General features: G+C 30.5%; 21 protein-coding genes and 1 pseudogene. 16 read left to right on the top strand and 6 right to left on the bottom strand.

The window, feature by feature from the left end; all coding sequences use genetic code 11:
* From Q0649_RS21770 to dprA, 5 genes and pseudogenes are all read left to right on the top strand, one after another.
* Nucleotides 1-275: pseudogene (locus tag Q0649_RS21770) on the top strand (transposase); the annotation flags it as partial.
* 99 nt (nt 276-374) lie between these two features.
* Nucleotides 375-554 (top strand): hypothetical protein, encoded by a 180-nt coding sequence (locus Q0649_RS21765; RefSeq protein ID WP_298846853.1) that lies wholly within the window; start codon nt 375-377, stop codon nt 552-554.
* 118 nt (nt 555-672) lie between these two features.
* Nucleotides 673-1,251, top strand: a complete 579-nt coding sequence (locus tag Q0649_RS21760) for a transposase (protein ID WP_298846850.1) — start codon at nt 673-675, stop codon at nt 1,249-1,251.
* On the top strand, nt 1,252-2,790 hold the full coding sequence (locus tag Q0649_RS21755; protein ID WP_298846847.1) for a YifB family Mg chelatase-like AAA ATPase: 1,539 nt from the start codon (nt 1,252-1,254) through the stop codon (nt 2,788-2,790). It abuts the gene before it with no gap.
* Nucleotide 2,791: 1 nt separating this feature from the next.
* The gene (gene dprA, locus Q0649_RS21750) at nt 2,792-3,916 is read left to right on the top strand and encodes a DNA-processing protein DprA (RefSeq protein ID WP_298846845.1); all 1,125 of its coding nucleotides are present in this window, start codon (nt 2,792-2,794) and stop codon (nt 3,914-3,916) included.
* On the opposite strand, the gene Q0649_RS21745 is transcribed toward dprA, so the two are convergent.
* Nucleotides 3,903-4,499 carry an N-acetylmuramoyl-L-alanine amidase gene (locus Q0649_RS21745; protein WP_298846843.1) on the bottom strand — a complete coding sequence of 199 codons (597 nt, stop codon included), beginning with the start codon at nt 4,497-4,499 and terminating at the stop codon, nt 3,903-3,905. The two genes, dprA and Q0649_RS21745, sit on opposite strands and share 14 nt — an antisense overlap.
* Nucleotides 4,500-4,710: 211 nt before the next feature.
* On the opposite strand from Q0649_RS21745, the gene Q0649_RS21740 reads away from it, so the two are divergent.
* The gene (locus Q0649_RS21740) at nt 4,711-5,208 is read left to right on the top strand and encodes a VanZ family protein (protein WP_298846841.1); all 498 of its coding nucleotides are present in this window, start codon (nt 4,711-4,713) and stop codon (nt 5,206-5,208) included.
* A 15-nt stretch (nt 5,209-5,223) separates the two neighbouring features.
* Nucleotides 5,224-6,063, top strand: coding sequence for a UTP--glucose-1-phosphate uridylyltransferase GalU (gene galU / locus Q0649_RS21735; RefSeq protein ID WP_298846839.1), 840 nt, complete (start codon nt 5,224-5,226; stop codon nt 6,061-6,063).
* A 4-nt stretch (nt 6,064-6,067) separates the two neighbouring features.
* Here galU and Q0649_RS21730 read toward each other — a convergent pair whose 3' ends face one another.
* Nucleotides 6,068-6,823 carry a YdcF family protein gene (locus tag Q0649_RS21730; RefSeq protein WP_298846837.1) on the bottom strand — a complete coding sequence of 252 codons (756 nt, stop codon included), beginning with the start codon at nt 6,821-6,823 and terminating at the stop codon, nt 6,068-6,070.
* Nucleotides 6,824-6,930: 107 nt separating this feature from the next.
* Between Q0649_RS21730 and Q0649_RS21725 the strand changes: the two genes are divergently transcribed.
* Nucleotides 6,931-7,074: a hypothetical protein gene (locus tag Q0649_RS21725; RefSeq protein WP_298846835.1), complete on the top strand. Its 144-nt coding sequence runs from the start codon at nt 6,931-6,933 to the stop codon at nt 7,072-7,074.
* Nucleotides 7,075-7,175: 101 nt separating this feature from the next.
* Here Q0649_RS21725 and Q0649_RS21720 read toward each other — a convergent pair whose 3' ends face one another.
* Both Q0649_RS21720 and Q0649_RS21715 read right to left on the bottom strand, forming a co-directional pair.
* Nucleotides 7,176-7,904 carry a hypothetical protein gene (locus Q0649_RS21720; RefSeq protein ID WP_298846833.1) on the bottom strand — a complete coding sequence of 243 codons (729 nt, stop codon included), beginning with the start codon at nt 7,902-7,904 and terminating at the stop codon, nt 7,176-7,178.
* A 39-nt stretch (nt 7,905-7,943) separates the two neighbouring features.
* Entirely contained in the window at nt 7,944-8,561 is a 618-nt protein-coding gene (locus Q0649_RS21715) for a signal peptidase I (protein WP_298846831.1), read from the bottom strand.
* A gap of 330 nt (nt 8,562-8,891) precedes the next feature.
* Between Q0649_RS21715 and Q0649_RS21710 the strand changes: the two genes are divergently transcribed.
* From Q0649_RS21710 to Q0649_RS21690, 5 genes are all read left to right on the top strand, one after another.
* Entirely contained in the window at nt 8,892-9,311 is a 420-nt protein-coding gene (locus Q0649_RS21710) for a hypothetical protein (RefSeq protein ID WP_298846828.1), read from the top strand.
* A gap of 192 nt (nt 9,312-9,503) precedes the next feature.
* Nucleotides 9,504-10,037 carry a DUF6241 domain-containing protein gene (locus Q0649_RS21705; protein ID WP_298846825.1) on the top strand — a complete coding sequence of 178 codons (534 nt, stop codon included), beginning with the start codon at nt 9,504-9,506 and terminating at the stop codon, nt 10,035-10,037.
* A gap of 630 nt (nt 10,038-10,667) precedes the next feature.
* On the top strand, nt 10,668-11,555 hold the full coding sequence (locus Q0649_RS21700; RefSeq protein WP_298846822.1) for a zinc ribbon domain-containing protein: 888 nt from the start codon (nt 10,668-10,670) through the stop codon (nt 11,553-11,555).
* A 23-nt stretch (nt 11,556-11,578) separates the two neighbouring features.
* On the top strand, nt 11,579-13,051 hold the full coding sequence (locus Q0649_RS21695; RefSeq protein WP_298846819.1) for a zinc ribbon domain-containing protein: 1,473 nt from the start codon (nt 11,579-11,581) through the stop codon (nt 13,049-13,051).
* Nucleotides 13,052-13,107: 56 nt separating this feature from the next.
* Nucleotides 13,108-14,037 carry a polysaccharide deacetylase family protein gene (locus tag Q0649_RS21690; protein WP_298846817.1) on the top strand — a complete coding sequence of 310 codons (930 nt, stop codon included), beginning with the start codon at nt 13,108-13,110 and terminating at the stop codon, nt 14,035-14,037.
* 65 nt (nt 14,038-14,102) lie between these two features.
* On the opposite strand, the gene Q0649_RS21685 is transcribed toward Q0649_RS21690, so the two are convergent.
* Nucleotides 14,103-14,339, bottom strand: a complete 237-nt coding sequence (locus Q0649_RS21685; RefSeq protein WP_298846814.1) for a DUF2922 domain-containing protein — start codon at nt 14,337-14,339, stop codon at nt 14,103-14,105.
* A 46-nt stretch (nt 14,340-14,385) separates the two neighbouring features.
* Nucleotides 14,386-14,610 (bottom strand): DUF1659 domain-containing protein, encoded by a 225-nt coding sequence (locus tag Q0649_RS21680; protein WP_298846812.1) that lies wholly within the window; start codon nt 14,608-14,610, stop codon nt 14,386-14,388.
* A 729-nt stretch (nt 14,611-15,339) separates the two neighbouring features.
* On the opposite strand from Q0649_RS21680, the gene Q0649_RS21675 reads away from it, so the two are divergent.
* The 3 genes from Q0649_RS21675 to Q0649_RS21665 form a co-directional block, all read left to right on the top strand.
* Complete coding sequence (locus Q0649_RS21675) at nt 15,340-15,507, top strand: hypothetical protein (RefSeq protein ID WP_298846810.1); 168 nt, start codon at nt 15,340-15,342, stop codon at nt 15,505-15,507.
* Nucleotides 15,508-15,956: 449 nt separating this feature from the next.
* A complete protein-coding gene (locus Q0649_RS21670) occupies nt 15,957-16,361 on the top strand; it encodes a PD-(D/E)XK nuclease family transposase (RefSeq protein WP_298846807.1) in 405 nt (134 codons plus the stop codon).
* A gap of 164 nt (nt 16,362-16,525) precedes the next feature.
* Nucleotides 16,526-16,932, top strand: a 407-nt coding sequence (locus Q0649_RS21665; RefSeq protein ID WP_298846805.1) for a KilA-N domain-containing protein, incomplete at its 3' end; no start/stop codon positions are given.

The following is a 16,932-nucleotide window of genomic DNA, read 5'->3' as shown; positions in this document are numbered from 1 at the left end:
TGATGGAAATGCTAGCTGAAAAGAATAAGGATATAAAGAAAGCCTATAATCTATTAAAAATCATAAGTAAGGATGATAAGGCTAAGATGCTGTATGAATCTAGACAGGCAGAAATTAGTGACGAACTTACTAGGTTAAAATCTGAAAAAGATGAAAAAGGAATAGAAGATGCTACAAACTTTCTTAGGCTTGGAGTAAGTGAAGAAATAGTAGCCAAAGGAACAGGACTGACCATAGAGAAGGTACGGGAACTAAAAAAGAAAATATTGAATTAGCAAACATTAGCAACCAATGAACAGATTTAGCTACGCATCATCCATTTTAGCAAGCTCAGCCCAGGCCTCGCAAGGCCCCTCGGGGGTTGTGAACATTACGTGAACAACAATGCGGAAGCTAGGCGAAAATGGGACATTTTATGCGGATTTAGAAGAGAAAAAGGTGGATTTAAAAGGCCAAAGGTTGGGAAAAAACAAAAACAAAAAAATTTGCTACAGCCATGGGATAGAGCTACTGAAACTTATAGAAATATAATTTCGGTAGCTTTTTTATCGTGAAGTGGCTGTCTAGCGACATTGGAAATAGGTGAGTAGAAATATATATTCTGATTTGTTATTATTTTTGATTAGATTCAATTATTTGTGTTAAAAATTGTATTAAAGGGAGTTGAAAAATTTGACTAATAAGAAAAGAGAAAGTTATCCAGGATCAGCTTTCCATATAACAGCCCGTGGTAATCATAGAAATGATATATTTAGGGATGATGAAGACTTTCAGGTTTACTGTAGCTTTTTAGAATGCGCAATAGAATACTTTAAAGGCCAGTTTCAAATATACTGCTATTGTTTGATGAATAATCATGTCCATATACTTATAAAGACAGAAGATATACATATAGGTTATTTTATCGCTAGGGTTCACAGTACTTATGCACGATATTTTAACACTAAGTATAAATATATAGGACATTTATATCAAGATAGGTATCATACAGAAATTATTGAGAATGATGCACAGATGTTAACTACAAGTAGATATATTCATTTGAATCCCGTGAGGGCTAATATGGTAAATAAGCCAGAAGAGTATAAATGGAGCAGTTATGGTATCTTTATGGGAATAGTTGAGGAAAGATTTACAGTTTCACTAAACATACTTTGTTACTTTAAGAGTGATAATAGTAAAGAGTTATACAGAAACTTTGTAGAAAGTGCTATAAAAATAAAGGTTGATGAGGTCAAGGAGGAAGTGTAAATGGCAGCAGTAGTTAATGGTTTTGCTATAAGCGGTATAGATGGGTATGTTGTAAAAATAGAAACGGACACGATATATGGTCAGCCTTCTGTATCAATTGTAGGGCTAGGGGATGCATCTGTAAAGGAAGCTAAGGAGAGACTTGAGGCTGCTATTATTCATGTTAAATATGAGTTCCCAAGAATGAAAATTGTTATAAATCTTTCGCCAGGGGATATAAAAAAGAGTGGATCTCATTTTGATTTAGCTATGGCTATAGGTTTACTTATACAATCTAAACAAATAAATATTGAAGAAATTGAAAGTTTTGGGTTTATTGGAGAGCTATCTTTAAATGCAGATATAAGAGCATGTTCAGGAATTTTACCTATGACAATAGAAGCTAAGAAAAGAGGAATTACTAACTTAGTTGTTCCTAAAGAAAATATACGTGAGGCTTCTTTAGTAAAAGGTATAAATATTTTTGGATTTGAAAAGCTCACAGAAGTAATTTCTTTTTTAGAAGGGATAAGTCCTTATACACCTTTAGAAGATTTAAAAAGTGAGCATATAATACAAAGACCATATTTATTAGATTTCCAAGATGTGCAAGGTCAAGATGCTATTATAGAGTTTATTGTAGCAACTGCAGCAGGCGGTCATAATCTGATAATGTCTGGCGCTCCAGGTTGTGGGAAATCAATGATAGCCAAAAGGATACCATCAATTCTGCCGTCTATGACTGAAAGAGAAGCTTTAGAAGTAACAAAAATATATAGTGTTTCAGGTGTTTTAAAAAATAAAGGTACGTTAATAACAGAAAGACCATTTAGGGCGCCACACCACAATGCGTCAATGAATTCACTTGTAGGTGGAGGAAACAATGCTATGCCAGGAGAAATATCTCTCGCTCATAACGGCGTATTATTTTTAGATGAGATTGCAGAATTTAATAAGAAGACATTAGATGCTTTAAGGCAACCAATGGAAGATAATAATGTAACTATTGCTAGAGTTAAATATACTAATGTGTACCCTTCGAGCTTCATGCTTATTGCTGCTATGAATCCTTGTTCATGTGGATATTATGGACAACAAAGATGCCATTGCACGGATTACGAAGTATTAAAATACAGGCAGAAAATATCAGGACCAATGCTGGACAGGATAGATATTCAAAAATATGTACTACCTGTAGATTTCATGAAGCTTTCAGATAATACCAAAGGGATTAGTTCTAGTGAGTTAAGACAAAAGGTGGAGTTTGCTAGAAATATACAAAGAGAAAGATATAAAAATATTGAAGACATAAATTCGAATTCTGAAATGACACCAGCTTTAATTAAAGAATTTTGCGTACTTGAGGACGAAAGCAAAAAACTTCTTCAAATGGCGTTTGACAGATATAAGTATAGTGCGCGCACTTTTCATAAGTTTCTAAAAGTAGCGAGAACTTTTGCAGATATGGATGGTTCAAAGAACTTAAGTAAGGGGCATATTGCTAAAGCTTTGATGTGTAGAGATTTGGAAAAAGGGCGAGTCAATATGGTAGTGATTTAATATGGAAAATTATGATAGTAGTTTAGTTTATTGGATGTGGCTATCACAAATAAATGGAGTAGGTCCAGTAATCGCGAAAGCATTGTTGGATATTTTTGAAACTCCCTTAAATATTTATACAGCCACAAAATCTGAACTTGAAAATATAAGTGGAATAGGAAGAGTTACTGCGGATGTGATTTTTTCTTCAAAATCATTAGTAGGATCAGAAGAAATGTTAAAAAAGTGTGAGAAACTAAATATAACCGTATTGACTTATCGCGATTATTTATACCCAATTGAGGTAAAGAAAATTAAACAAGCTCCAATTATTTTATATTATAGAGGGACGCTTATAGAAAATAGTATTGGTATAGCTATTGTAGGGAGTAGAAGATGCACTGAGTATGGTAAAAGACTTACTGTAGAAGCAGGAGAGTTTTTAGCTCAAAGTAATATACCAGTTATTAGCGGAATGGCTAAAGGCATAGATGGGTATGCACATACAGCTTGTTTGAAATCAGATGGATACACTATAGCTATACTAGGTTGTGGTTTAGATATATGTTATCCAAAGGAACATATGGAACTTATGCAGAGAATAATAGAAAAAGGGGCGATTGTATCAGAGTATCCACCAGGAATAAAACCAGATGCTAGACATTTCCCAATGAGAAATAGGTTAATAAGTGCTTGGTGTAAAAAGCTTTTAGTGGTGGAAGCGGGAGAAAAAAGTGGTTCTCTTTTGACAGCAGCTTATGCAAAGGAGCAAAACAGAGAAGTGTTTGCAGCTCCGAATAGTATTTATAGAACTGAAAGTTTTGGTACAAATAAATTAATCTACGAAGGGGCTAAAATATATTTAAACCCTTCCCAACTATTGTTGAATCCAATTAGGAAGCCAGGGGTAAATAATAAAATGCAGAATTCAGAACCGGTAGGTTGTGAATTAACAGTGCTTGAAAAGGCTATATTAACGAAAATAGAAGACAGCCCTATGACATTAGGTGAATTGTTAGTTGATTTAAAAATGGATAAATCAGATATTTTAGAAACTATATCAATAATGGAATTAAAAGGCATGATAAGAAATGTAGGTGGGTACATAAAAAAAAAAGAGGCATTTCTGCCCCTTAGACTAATTTAATATAATTCGCGCTAACATATCCCCCATGATTACCATAAAATATAGAATACCAAGTCCCTACCTTACTTGCAATTTTGACTTTTTCATTTTTGTTTAAAGTCCCGAGTATATTTGAATTTACATTTGCATTAGCCCTAACATTAAGTACAGAAACGGTAACTATTCCATACTTTACAGAAGATATAATTGGAGCATGCACGGTTTCACGTTCTCCCATAAAAATTAGTCCTAGGTACGCAAAGATGCCTTTAACAATGCATTGTGCTACCGTTTCTTGATAATCATTTGATATTAGTAAATTTTCCTCATTTGTATTACTAATAAATGCAGTTTCTACTAATATAGCTACCATTTTAGTCATTCTAAGCACACCGAAATTAGCAGTCTTGCAACCCCTATCAGTTAATCCTGTAGCTTTTATTAATTCGGATTGTACAAATTTTGATAATACTGCCCCGGATGAACTTGCAGGATAAGCGAATGTTTCTATTCCATGAGCCTCTACGCTTTCACTACTATTTGCATGGATACTTGTAAATGTATCACAAAAACAAGCAACAGAGCTTGTTCGTTTTACTTCCAAACTCTGAAAGGTGCCTGACCCTTGGGAAAGAATGTCAAGCGGAAGCTATGCAAAGATGAAACATCTGATGCGAAGTTATAAGTGAAGAAGTTAGAGTTTAGAATCCGTGAGCTAATTACTGAAACTAATATAAATATAATTTTACAACATCTAGATTTTAAAAATGATACATGTTATAATTTATGTTATTGAAAAATTGGGTGGTGTTGTATTGAAAAAAATAGGAATTGTTTTATGCATATTAGCAATGGGATTTATATTTTATAATTCGTCTAGAACTGGTTCTTTATTAAATCTACGTAGTTATGGAATAGTTCAGTCGTTAAGGGATATTAAGTATGATGTAGAAGGTAAAACTAATTCAAGTAAATTAAAACAGGGCGCACTTCCCCTAAGTTCAAGAGATGAGAAAATAAATTTGGTTATTAGGAAAAATGCTCATGCATTTGAATATGCCTTATTAGCAGTGATTGTTTCAAATTTATTATTCATAGTAGGACTTAAGGGTAAAAATGCATTAACTACTATAATGTTTATATGTTTATTATTTGCAGTTGGTGATGAATTTCATCAGTTATTTGTCCCTGGTAGAACTTCATTAGTAAGTGATGTGTTGATAGATTTTGCAGGATCTTTAGTAGGTATTGGGTTGTTTTACTTTGTATATTATAAGATATATAAGAGAAATACAAATAAGGCGAGAATTTAAATGCAATAAAAATTAATGAGAATAATACCTATAGTTGATAAGCCTACAATGCAGTATATTATAGAAGAAGCTGTGGCATCAGGAATAGAGGAAATATTAATTATTACAGGAAGAAATAAAAAGTCTATTGAAGATCATTTTGATAAATCAGTAGAACTAGAACTTGAGCTTGAAAATAAACATAAAGATACTCTTCTTAAAGAAGTACGTCACATATCAAATATGGTTAATATCCATTTTATAAGACAAAAGGAACCTAAGGGTCTAGGAGATGCTATAAATAAAGCTAGAGTATTTGTTGGTAATGAACCTTTTGCGGTAATGCTTGGTGATGATATAGTAGATGCTAAGGTTCCATGTTTAAAACAACTTATGGATTGTTTTGAGGAGAAAAATGTTTCGATTTTAGGAGTTCAAGAAGTAGCAAAAGAGAATGTTGATAAATACGGAATTGTTGATGGGGTTCAAGTCAGTGATAGAGTATACAAAGTTAATGACCTTGTAGAAAAACCGGGAGTAGATGTAGCACCTTCCAATGTAGCCATACTTGGTAGATACATAATTACTCCAGATATATTTAATATATTAGATAATACGTTACCTGGTAAAGGCAATGAAATTCAATTAACGGATGCTCTAAAAACATTAATAGCTAAGCAAGACATGTATGCATACGTATTTGAAGGACGTAGATATGATGTAGGAGATAAATTAGGATTTCTAGAAGCTACAGTGGAATTTGCATTAAAAAGAGATGAATTAAAAGTTCCATTTATGAAATATCTTCAGACTTTAAAAGATAATGATAACTTTAAGGAAATGTATGCTGAAGTAGCTCGTAGTAATGATAATTAAAGATTTATTTCTTTATTAATAATTGAAGTATGCCTAAGTACTCATGCAATGCTATTGTAGAATAATTTAAACTTGAACCTGATGGTATAAAAGAGCTAAAGCTTATAGAAATATTTTTATTTGTGGAATAATCACAAGGATAGATTACAAAGTTCTTTATTCCAGAATTATTAAAATTTAGTACTGCTCTATACATATGAAAAGCTGATGTTATTAATATAGGTTTCGTATAGTTATTTTTTGTTAAAATAACTTTAGTGAATTTAGCATTTTCAGTTGTATTAAGACTTTTATTTTCTATAATCACATCATTTTTAGTTATACCTAAATCTAATAAAAAACGTTTTGCAATGTTAGCTTCATTTCCACTAGTTTTAAACACTTGACCGCCTGAAAATATTATCGGTAGTCCTGTTTTTTTATTTATACGGGCAGCTGTGAGCAATCGATTGGCAGCAGAACCAAACAGATTACCTTCGCCGCTAAAGTCAGGAGAGCTTAAAGTAGCACCACCACCTAGTACAACTACAACGTCGCCACTTAGCTTACTCGGTTGTGGATATTTATATTCTAATGAATGCGTTAATAGATCAGATGTAAGAGGTATTGATATTATATAAAAAAGAAAAGTTATAGCAATAAATAGTTTAGGTAATCTTTTGTTTTTTTTATAATGATAAACAATATATAAAAGTAAAAAGACAATTAGACAACCTGGAGGCAAAATAATATTAACAAGAATTTTAATGATATATAGCATTAATGGTTCTCCTTTCATTTTAAGTCGATAATTAATTATACTATAAGATACATATTAAAAAATCCGGTTATGTTGAAATGATTAAAAGTTTATTTAAATGATGATACATGGCTAGAACTGGTTCCTTATCGAATTTATTATTTATGGTAGGACTTAAGGAAAAAAATGCATTAACTACTATAATGTTTATATGTCTATTATTTGCAGTTGGTGATGAATTTCATAGAAAAGTAATCTGTAGTTACAACTAAACAAATAAAGGATAATGAAAAATAAACCCCTATAATTAAAAATTATAGGGGAATTTATAATCAATATAAGATAATGATATATTTTAAATTTATTTAACTAATTACTTAGCTTCTGTAGCTACTAACTTAAGATTTATAGCAAGTGACTTTCCTTGAAATGCATTAACTTCATCTTGAGTTAAGGTATAATCTCCATTAATCGGTTTATTATTAGCATCCTTTGTGTAGTAAGCTGTTTGGGCGAATTTAGTTTTTGTTGTAATTGTTACTACGTCGCCAGGGTGTAGTGTTCCTAAATCAGTGAGTAATGCACTAATACCTGTTGTATTATCTGTTGCAGGAGTATGAGCGGTTCCTTCTATAGAATCAAATATTGAATCAAATCCTCCGGTAATTGCATCGGGCCTTGAAGTATAACTATCTGTAGTATTATTAGTTCTTCTTACAGTAACTGTAACATTAGATTTGTAATGTCTATACCAAGTTGCTAGTACACCACTTGGAATTGATGCTTGAAATACACGATTAGAATTATCTGCATACCCGCCTAAAGAAAGTGTTACTGGAAGGGTTCCTCTAATAACTATACTATTACTATTTGTTACTGGATCTGTTAAAGTACCTAAATTGCTTACATTAAATAAAGTGTCCATATTTATAGCTTGACCAACTTGACCGCTTCTCAAATTACCTAGTTGTACTGTACCCATAGTAACTATATTACCATTGCTTACTGCGGTAGCATTGAAGTTAGCATTTGTAGCCATAGCAGCTCCACCTAAAGTGACAGCTGCTGCCATAACTATACTTAAAACCATTTTGCTTTTCATTTAATAATCCCCCTATTTGAATATATTTTATTTATAATATTAAAGGGTATTACCCTCAATAACATTAACTGTTTTAGTTTTAGATTTCCTTAAATGATCGATTAATTCCATCCCAAGGATAATAATTAATGGAATAACGATAAGTGATATCATTCCAACTCCAGATTTGACGAACATCCCTGCATAACCTAAATAGGGAATTGTAGTTTTATAAGTTCCTTGAATTTTACTTCCGCTAAAAGATTCAATATCTGCAACTGGATTAGCATCACCTTTTGCAATATAAGTATTTACTCCATTATTGTTGTTAATTTTTGTAACCCTATGGGTTATCAATACATTCTCTTTATTAAGGTAGGTTACTACTGTACCAACCTTTACAGAATTTAAATCTTTTACGTTAGTTGATATTACTAAATCCCCAGGGTTAAATTGTGGCTTCATACTACCAGTAAGAACTGTCATCCACTTATATCCTAATGCAGATGGAGTTTTGCCAGGATGTGTTGTTGCATCAAATATAGTAATGCAGGATATTATTATTATAAAAATTAAAATTGTACAAATAATCGTTATAAGTGTTTTTCCAATGTATTTAAGTGTTTTTAAAATACCTTTTTTTTTGCTATTTTTTACGTCAACTTGTAGACTTTCCATATATGATTCTCCTCCTTATAAAATCTTTAATACTTAATTAAATTAGTTTCAATACTTATATTGGGTATAGATAGATAATAGCATGTTATGGTCTCAGCTTTGTCTTTTATTAATCTCATATATCTCTTAAAATAATCTCAAAACAATCACAGATAAAACTTTTCTCAGTCTCATACACTATAAAATTAAAAAATACGATAAAGCATAATAATATAAATATTACAGTGAAAAGCTGGGTATGCAGTTCCGTAGTTTTGTTTATTAAAAAGTTATTTGGATATAATTTAAACAAATTCATATGAAAAGTTTATGAATTGTGGAGATGTTGTTATGAATTGTAAAAAAATATTATTAGGAGCTATAACACTAATACTAATGTTATTAGTTTTTAGGAGTGCTGTGCATATACCAAGCAATACAAATACTGTTAAAGTAATTAAAACAGTGAATAAGAACATAGAAAATGAAAAACGAGGGACACCTCATTATGATCATATAATAGGAAATGATGGTTTACCTCATTACCGTGTATTCTTTTGGGTTCCAAGTAATGTTACACACTTTACACCTTATGCAGATAGTGGAGTTGATACAGCTGTTTCGGAGCATGGACCTGTTGAAAAGTGGTCTGTAGTTTCAACTAAACAAATAAAAGATAATGAAAAATTAATATTTATATATGTACCTAAAACATTTGTGTTTGTGTATGGAAAAGGTTTTGAAGAGGTCATACATATAAAATATTATTAATATCAGCTATAAACCTATTAAAATCAACGACTTAGACAGATGGACACCTATAATAAAATACTATACATTGCTACGTCCTACTGATATACTGTAATTGGATGACATCCAATATTTTAATTATAAAGAAAATTGTGTAAATTTATGTCGAATTGGCATATAATATAAGACAAATATTATATGGGAGGTTATGATATGCATAAAAAGTTATTAATAGGTGGAATTATAATAGCCGTAATAGCGGTTGGTACGGCTAGTTATATTACGGTAAATAATAAGATTAAGAAAGAAAATGCATTGAAAATTGTATTGCTAAACAAACAAAAGGCCGATGAAAAAAAAGCATATGATAAAAAAGTAGCATTGGCGAAAGCGTTGGCAGATGCTAAAGCATTAGCAGACGCTAAGGCACAGTCAGAAGCAGATGCAAAAGTAATAGCAGATTCAAAGATAGTTGCTGAAAAACGAGTCTATATTAAAATGCACGAAATGATAAATAGTAAAATAGTGTCAAAGGATGGCCTCAGATATGGGGTACAAGATATAAATCCTACGGCTTGTAATGACCTTATTGAAATTGTAAATAATAATAGTTATGGAGATAAAAGTACATTGCTACTATATTTAAATAGTTGGAAAAAGAAAGACTACTCAAATGCCGTTAAACAACATAATTACATATGGGACAAGTTGGGTAGAGGCGAAGGCGAAGCAATAGGACTTCGGTAATAAGAATAGAAATTAAAGGGGGACAATTATGAAAGATTTTTTTGCGTTTTTTCCAGTATTAATAATAGTTTGGTTATGGTGTGGGGTAAAATATGTAGCTGAAGCAGTTTCTGAAAAATGGGTTTCAATATAAAATATATTATGGTATTATATTTAGACGAAATTACAGAGTTTAATAAAAAAAAGCAGATGCGTTAATGGCATAAGCTTTTTTTTGTCGTTAAGTTTATATTGAAAATATTTATTAAATTACATAAAAAAATGGATAAATTACTTAATATGTATCTACAACCTCATTAACAAGTGAATGATATGTATAATTAGACATAATTTTAACAAACAAATAAAACAATTAAAATTTCTAATTAGTTATGTATATTATTATGAAAAATTTAGGACATTTTGTTAGTGGAAAAACTTTTTGATATAGCATATAATATCTATGGTTGTAAATAAATAATTTGGAAGCGACAGAAGATATTCTTAATATATTACTTTGAATATTATATTCTATTAGTAAATCCAGTCCATAATTATAGAAAAACCTATAATTATGGACTAATTTAGCTTGATACATTATTAAAGATTCATAGGAAAGCTTAAATACAATAAAACACTAGGGGGAACAGTATGACGTATTGCAGTAAATGCGGATCTAAAATTGAAGCAAATGATGAGTTTTGTCAAAAATGTGGTGTGAGGGTAAATTCTAATCCAAAGAAAGAAAAGATGGAGAATCCAATATCAGATCGTATTAAACCATTAGCTAAGGCGATTGACTTAGATGAGATAATTAATATTTTTAAAAATTCATCATTAAATCCAGTTTCTGGTGGACAAGAGTTTGTAGCTAAAGCTCAGAAAAACCATGTTGTAGTAATCGCTATTATATTAACATTTATACAAGGTATATTAGGTATTTGGAAAGTTAATCAAATTGTTAGTTGTTTATCAACAGTAGTTACAAAGTGTTATCAATATATATCTTCACTAGCAGGTTTGTCGGGTCAGAATTTGTTATCTTATAGTTTGAATTCCAGTGATTTAGACTCTATGAATAATACTATTGATCAATTTAAGTATTTAAATACTATACCATACGGTAAAATATTTATTGAAAATTGTGGATTGTATTTAGTGGTTTTACTTGTTTTATTTACTTGTGTATATTTAGGAATAAAATTAATTTTAAAAGCAAAATGGAAACCATTCATAGTGTTTAAGGCTATATTGATTTCAACTTTACCTTTTTTAATTTGTGAAATTATTTCAATTATATTTTCATATTTTTCATTGTACTTAGGAATTATTTTTGTTATTTTAGGGGTATTTATTTCAATTATATCGTTAGCAATTATTGTTAAAGAAAGTTTTTCAATAAAAGCAAACATGTCTGTTTTAATTATATCAATTTCAGGAGTCATAACTTTGACAGTTTTTTTTATAGCATTTTATTATCATTTGGAAGATGTAATTAAAGCGATAGTATATAAATATTATATCTTAATAAACCACTAATATAAAAAAATGGGGGATCTAAAATGAAATTTTGTACTAAATGTGGCAAGGAAGTTAAAGAAGAACAAATATTTTGTACTTCTTGCGGTAATAACTTGGAAATTGAATCTACAAATGAAATTCAATCAACAGAAGAAATTAATTCAATGAAGGAATCTTATCCAATAGATGAAACAAATTCAGCCGAGGAATCTCATCCAATAGTAGATGAATCTGAGCAAATAGAAGAGCCCGAGCAAATAGAAGAAACAATTCCAACTGAGAACCACATTACATTTAATCGTAAGTTAACGAAAAAGTCTAAAATAGTTATAGCAATAGTTACAGTTTTTATAGTAGCAATAGTTGCCATTGTTCAAGTTGGTAATTCTTTATCAGACCCTAAAAAGCTTGAAACAAGATTTGAAAGTGATGTAGTTTCAAATAATAGTTCTGATTTAGCGAGTATCATGCATTGTTCTGATGCAAGGCTTACAGTTAATAGCAAAAGCGTTGCACCTTTATTAGCTTATTTTAAAACCAATCCTTCATATTATGAGGAAGTTATTAAAGGTTTGAATAACGATATCTTAAATCCTAATACTAAAACTAGCAATATATTATGTTTATCTAAAATTGGAAAAAAGTTTTTGATTTTTCCCAATTATAAAATCAATATTAAGCCTACATTTGTTACTATAACAGCTCCAGTTAAAGATGTTACTTTTTCAATTAATAATGTGCAAATTGGAAAGACAGATACTGACAAATATACTAAGGAATTTGGACCATATATACCTGGAGAATATTCGATTTTAGCTAAGTATAAAGGTAAATATCTTACTTTGAACCAGACTTATCCAGTGGATCTTGTAGCAGCTACGGATGGCATCGCAAAATTAAGTGTATTTGATGATATGAATTATTTAAATATAAGTTCCGATTACCAAGATGCTAAAATATTTGTTAATGGAAAAGATGTTAATGTGACAGTTAAAGACGCAACAAATTTTGGACCTGTAGACAGTTCTACGAAAATATATGCTACACACTTAGTAGAGGGAAAAATACTTAAAAGTGAAGAATACTCAGTCGCAGCAGGTGATACTGACATTAATTTAAGTTTTGCTGATGCAAGTAGTAATTTGGATGATATTAAAGGTAAATTAGATGAGCTTTTGAATAACTATACGAGCTGTTTTACACAAGCTGTTAATACAAATGATATTTCATTAATTGTACCTTACGTAAATTCTGAAAGTGATATATATAAACTACAACAATCATATATTCCTACTACATATGCAGCAGGTGTACAAGAGAGCATTGTATCTGATAATATAACGGCTTACAACATTAGTGATGATAATCAATCTGGAACTATAACTACTTCAGAAGTTTATACTATTGTTAATAAAGATAATATTTCTTCAAATAAGGCTTTTAGATATGTATATAAGTTCCAATATGATGAGGCTACAGCTAGCTATCAACTTACAGACATACAAAAGGCATAAAATAAGTGAAGTTTTAATTTCTAAAACCTAATATGTATGAAAGGATTAATTATAAAATGAAAAAGTTCGTAATTACAATCGGCCTCGTAGTATTAATTGTAGCTTCTGTTCTTATAACTTATAAAATGCATTCTCCAATTAAAGCAACAAAGACATTATCTTCTGTAGATAAGTCTATAGATAAGACTACAGGTAAGAAAAAAATAACTCATCATGCAACAGTTGTGTCCGCTCTACCTAAAGCGGACGTAACTACAAAGAAAGCTCCATTCTTTTATAATATTGTAGGAACAAGTACTACACCTAAAAAATACCCTGATGCGGGGCTTACAAAATGGAGAGAGTCTGTAGTAAACTTAGCTAAGAAATACCCTTCTAGCTTATATATTAATGGTCAAAATACAAATAAAGTGGTAGCACTTACCTTTGATGATGGTCCAGATCCAGTGAATACGCCTAAAATTATTAAAGTACTACATGATAATAATATTAAAGGTACTTTTTTCTGTGTTGGCAATCAAATTGAATCATGCAAATCCATAATTAAACAGGCATATGCAGATGGAAATGTAATAGCAAGTCATAGTTGGTCTCATAAAGATTTTGCCACGATTAATGCAGTGCAAATTAATAATGAAGTTGCTTTAACTGAAAATGAAATTAATAAGGTAATAGGGAAAAGGCCTACATTAATAAGACCACCCTATGGTGATGTAAATGATGTTGTTTTGAATACTTTAACAGCACAAAATTACAAAAGTATAATTTGGTCCATTGACACCTTAGATTGGGAGCAACGTGAAGCTGAAAATATTGTTAATAATGTAGTTAAAAATGTACGCCCAGGTGAAATAGTTTTGATGCATTGTAATGGAGATAAAAAAGCCACTACAAAAGCACTTCCACAAATGATTTTAAAGCTTAAGGAAATGGGATATAGCTTTGTTACTGTAGATAAGCTTTTACATTTAAAAGCTTATAAATAATTAATTCTATAATAAAAATCCGGTAAATCATAATATTTCTATGATTTACCGGATTTACTATTTTTCTAAGCTACTACAAATGGACTAGTAGCAGTAGTGACTATTTTAGCATCTTTCTTGCCAGTTAAGTCACCACTAGTTGATAAAAAGATGTTTTTTGCGATAACTAGATCCATAAGTGCAATTACTTCAGCTTGTGTTACAGTAGGAGCACCATCTTCATCAGATTTTATGTCATCTACACTTAACGTAAAATACTTACCCTCAACACTTGTTAAAAATCTCATAACTAATTTATGCATATTATTTTTCCTCCTTTAAATTAATTTGAATTATTTGGATTTGATTCTATTCCATAATTAAGCTAAACTGATCTTCTCTGTCAAGTGCAACCAACGGATAAGTTTTGATTTTAGAGATAGCTTGTCCTACTGCAAAGATATCAGCATCTAATGAAGTAACACCTACATTACCTAGACTCTTTGTAACAAATATATCCTTACCATTGATGTCTATGCCTGTCTTCATTGTGAGTTTTAAAACACTAGCGATTTTTGTTGATACAACTGCCATACTTAATCACTCCTTTTTATTTTGTTTTCACTTAATATATATGATGGTTACATTATTTGTGCGGTTTTTAACAACATTTAAGAAGGAAAGTTTCCCACTTCTATTAGCAACCAATAAACGGATTCGCTACGCTGCATCCATATATTGGAATGGGGTCGCGTCAGCAACCTATTATATGTAAATACATAAACAATGAAGCGAAAAAGGGACATGCGAAGCTAGGCGAAGATGGAATATTTGATGTGGATTAAGGATGAAGAAGTTGAAGTGAAAATTTGATACATTTGAAAAGAATATAAACAAAAAGACTTGGCGACAGCCACGTGTGAGGGAATTACTGAAATTTATAGAGATATAATTTTGGTAGTTCTTTTGTATTAAAAATCTTTGTACTGGATTATGCTAGTTAATGACTCAAAATGAATTGGAATCCAATATAATTAATATTATATTGGGTGGTAAGTAACCAACTTCCAGTTGTTTTTACCGCTGTTACATTGTCGCATTATTGTTAGAGAACATTTTAATTTGTAGTAAATCAAAAGATAGGAAAAAGTTAAAGGGATTTACTTTTATCATAGACATGTTATAATACAAGTATGAATTGGTGAGAGGGTATCACCAAGTAAAACTAAAAAAATCCTAATTGATGAAAAGGATGTCTGGTTGGCATCCTTTTTGTACGTCCAGAAGTTTACTGGTAGTAACCAATAAACAGATTTAGCACATATGAAATATGTAAGAGCTATAGTAAGAGATATAAGCAAGGATAACGGTAGGTTTATAATTAATAATGGATTCGATTGCCATGTATGTTTTGTAGATACTATATATAAAATTAATGATGTTGTAATTAATGAGGAATATTATGAGCATATTACAATCTTTGATTATTAGTGGGAATCGGACTTGTGGATGAACTAGTTTAGAAGTAAGAAATATCACTAAACATAATAAAATATATTCTGGTGCTGCACTAACATTTATAGAAGTCGAGATGTTTGAAGAGAAGAGAAGAAAAAAATTGGCGACAGCCATGCGATGGAACTACTAAAATTATAGAGATATAATTTTGGTAGTTTTTGGATTAAAAGTCTCTATACTGGATTATGTTAGTTATTGATAGAAGACATTTGAATTTGAAGTAACCTAAAAGATAAAAAATTTAAAGAGATTTATTTTATAATAGATATTTCAAATGCAGAGTAGAATAAAATGTAATTTTCTGATAAAATTAGAATCTAACTAAGGTCATAACTATAAATATAGTAGATTTTGAATATATAAAAATACCTGATAAATTTCACACAACATTTCATCTATGGTAAGATGGAGACAACGACTACATGTTAACTGATGTAGTAGAGATTCACTTTATAGAAATGGCAAAATTCAGAAAATTGAAGAATAAGAATTTAAAAGAAGATAAGTTACAAAGGTGGCTATCTTTCTTAAGTGAAGATATAAGTGATAAAGAATTAGGAGAGTTGATGGACATGGATATTGATATTAAAAAAGCAGAAGAGAAAATAGAATATCTAAGTAGTGATCCAAAGACATTAGAACTTTACAAAGCAAGAGAAAGATCACTTCATGAGAGGGCTAATATGATAAGTAGTGCTAAGGATGAAAAGGCAATAGAAGATGCTACAAATTTATTGAAATTAGGAGTTAGTATAGATATATTAATTAAAGCTATAGGTATTTCTGAAGAAAAAATTATACAAATAAAGAAAGAGTTAGAAAGTTAGTAGCAACAGAGTTTGTCCGTTATACTTCCAAACTCTGTAAGGTACCTGACCCTTGGGAAAGAATGGAAAGTAGGTTATGCGGAAGCTAGATGAAGAAAAAATAGGACAACCCATCTTAATATATAGAATAATTTTATTAAGTGATAAAAAGTGAGGTGTAACTAATGAATAAGAACAAAGAATATAAAGCAACAATAAACGCAAATGGAGCAGAGATTTCTGTTGTTTCAAAGGGAAATGAAGATGATTATATTAGTTTAACTGATATTGCAAAATATAAAAGTGATGAACCAAATGACGTTATTCGTAATTGGCTTAGAAATAAAGATACTATAGAATTTTTAGGATTATGGGAAAAGATGAATAATCCAGATTTTAAACCCGTCGAATTCGATGGGTTTAGAAATGAAGCAGGTAAAAATGCGTTTGTATTATCTCCACAAAAATGGGTATTAAAAACAGCTGCAATTGGTATTATTTCAAAATCTGGTAGGTATGGTGGTACGTTTGCTCATAAAGATATTGCATTTGAATTTGCTTCTTGGGTTTCACCAGAATTTAAACTTTATAT

Origin of the sequence: uncultured Clostridium sp., assembly GCF_937920395.1 — a bacterium.
Classification (GTDB): Bacteria; Bacillota; Clostridia; order Clostridiales; family Clostridiaceae; genus Clostridium_AD.
Note: the sequence above shows the minus strand (reverse complement) of the source record. Positions and strands in the feature narration are given on the sequence as shown.

Bases quoted from the DNA above. Each gene is read 5' to 3' on its own strand.
- Q0649_RS21755 (WP_298846847.1), top strand. From the start codon at position 1,252: ATGGCAGCAGTAGTTAATGGTTTTGCTATAAGCGGTATAGATGGGTAT.
- dprA (WP_298846845.1), top strand. From the start codon at position 2,792: ATGGAAAATTATGATAGTAGTTTAGTTTATTGGATGTGGCTATCACAA.
- galU (WP_298846839.1), top strand. From the start codon at position 5,224: ATGAGAATAATACCTATAGTTGATAAGCCTACAATGCAGTATATTATA.
- Q0649_RS21730 (WP_298846837.1), bottom strand. From the start codon at position 6,823: ATGCTATATATCATTAAAATTCTTGTTAATATTATTTTGCCTCCAGGT.
- Q0649_RS21725 (WP_298846835.1), top strand. From the start codon at position 6,931: ATGGCTAGAACTGGTTCCTTATCGAATTTATTATTTATGGTAGGACTT.
- Q0649_RS21720 (WP_298846833.1), bottom strand. From the start codon at position 7,904: ATGAAAAGCAAAATGGTTTTAAGTATAGTTATGGCAGCAGCTGTCACT.
- Q0649_RS21715 (WP_298846831.1), bottom strand. From the start codon at position 8,561: ATGGAAAGTCTACAAGTTGACGTAAAAAATAGCAAAAAAAAAGGTATT.
- Q0649_RS21710 (WP_298846828.1), top strand. From the start codon at position 8,892: ATGAATTGTAAAAAAATATTATTAGGAGCTATAACACTAATACTAATG.
- Q0649_RS21705 (WP_298846825.1), top strand. From the start codon at position 9,504: ATGCATAAAAAGTTATTAATAGGTGGAATTATAATAGCCGTAATAGCG.
- Q0649_RS21700 (WP_298846822.1), top strand. From the start codon at position 10,668: ATGACGTATTGCAGTAAATGCGGATCTAAAATTGAAGCAAATGATGAG.
- Q0649_RS21695 (WP_298846819.1), top strand. From the start codon at position 11,579: ATGAAATTTTGTACTAAATGTGGCAAGGAAGTTAAAGAAGAACAAATA.
- Q0649_RS21690 (WP_298846817.1), top strand. From the start codon at position 13,108: ATGAAAAAGTTCGTAATTACAATCGGCCTCGTAGTATTAATTGTAGCT.
- Q0649_RS21685 (WP_298846814.1), bottom strand. From the start codon at position 14,339: ATGCATAAATTAGTTATGAGATTTTTAACAAGTGTTGAGGGTAAGTAT.
- Q0649_RS21680 (WP_298846812.1), bottom strand. From the start codon at position 14,610: ATGGCAGTTGTATCAACAAAAATCGCTAGTGTTTTAAAACTCACAATG.
- Q0649_RS21675 (WP_298846810.1), top strand. From the start codon at position 15,340: ATGAAATATGTAAGAGCTATAGTAAGAGATATAAGCAAGGATAACGGT.
- Q0649_RS21670 (WP_298846807.1), top strand. From the start codon at position 15,957: ATGTTAACTGATGTAGTAGAGATTCACTTTATAGAAATGGCAAAATTC.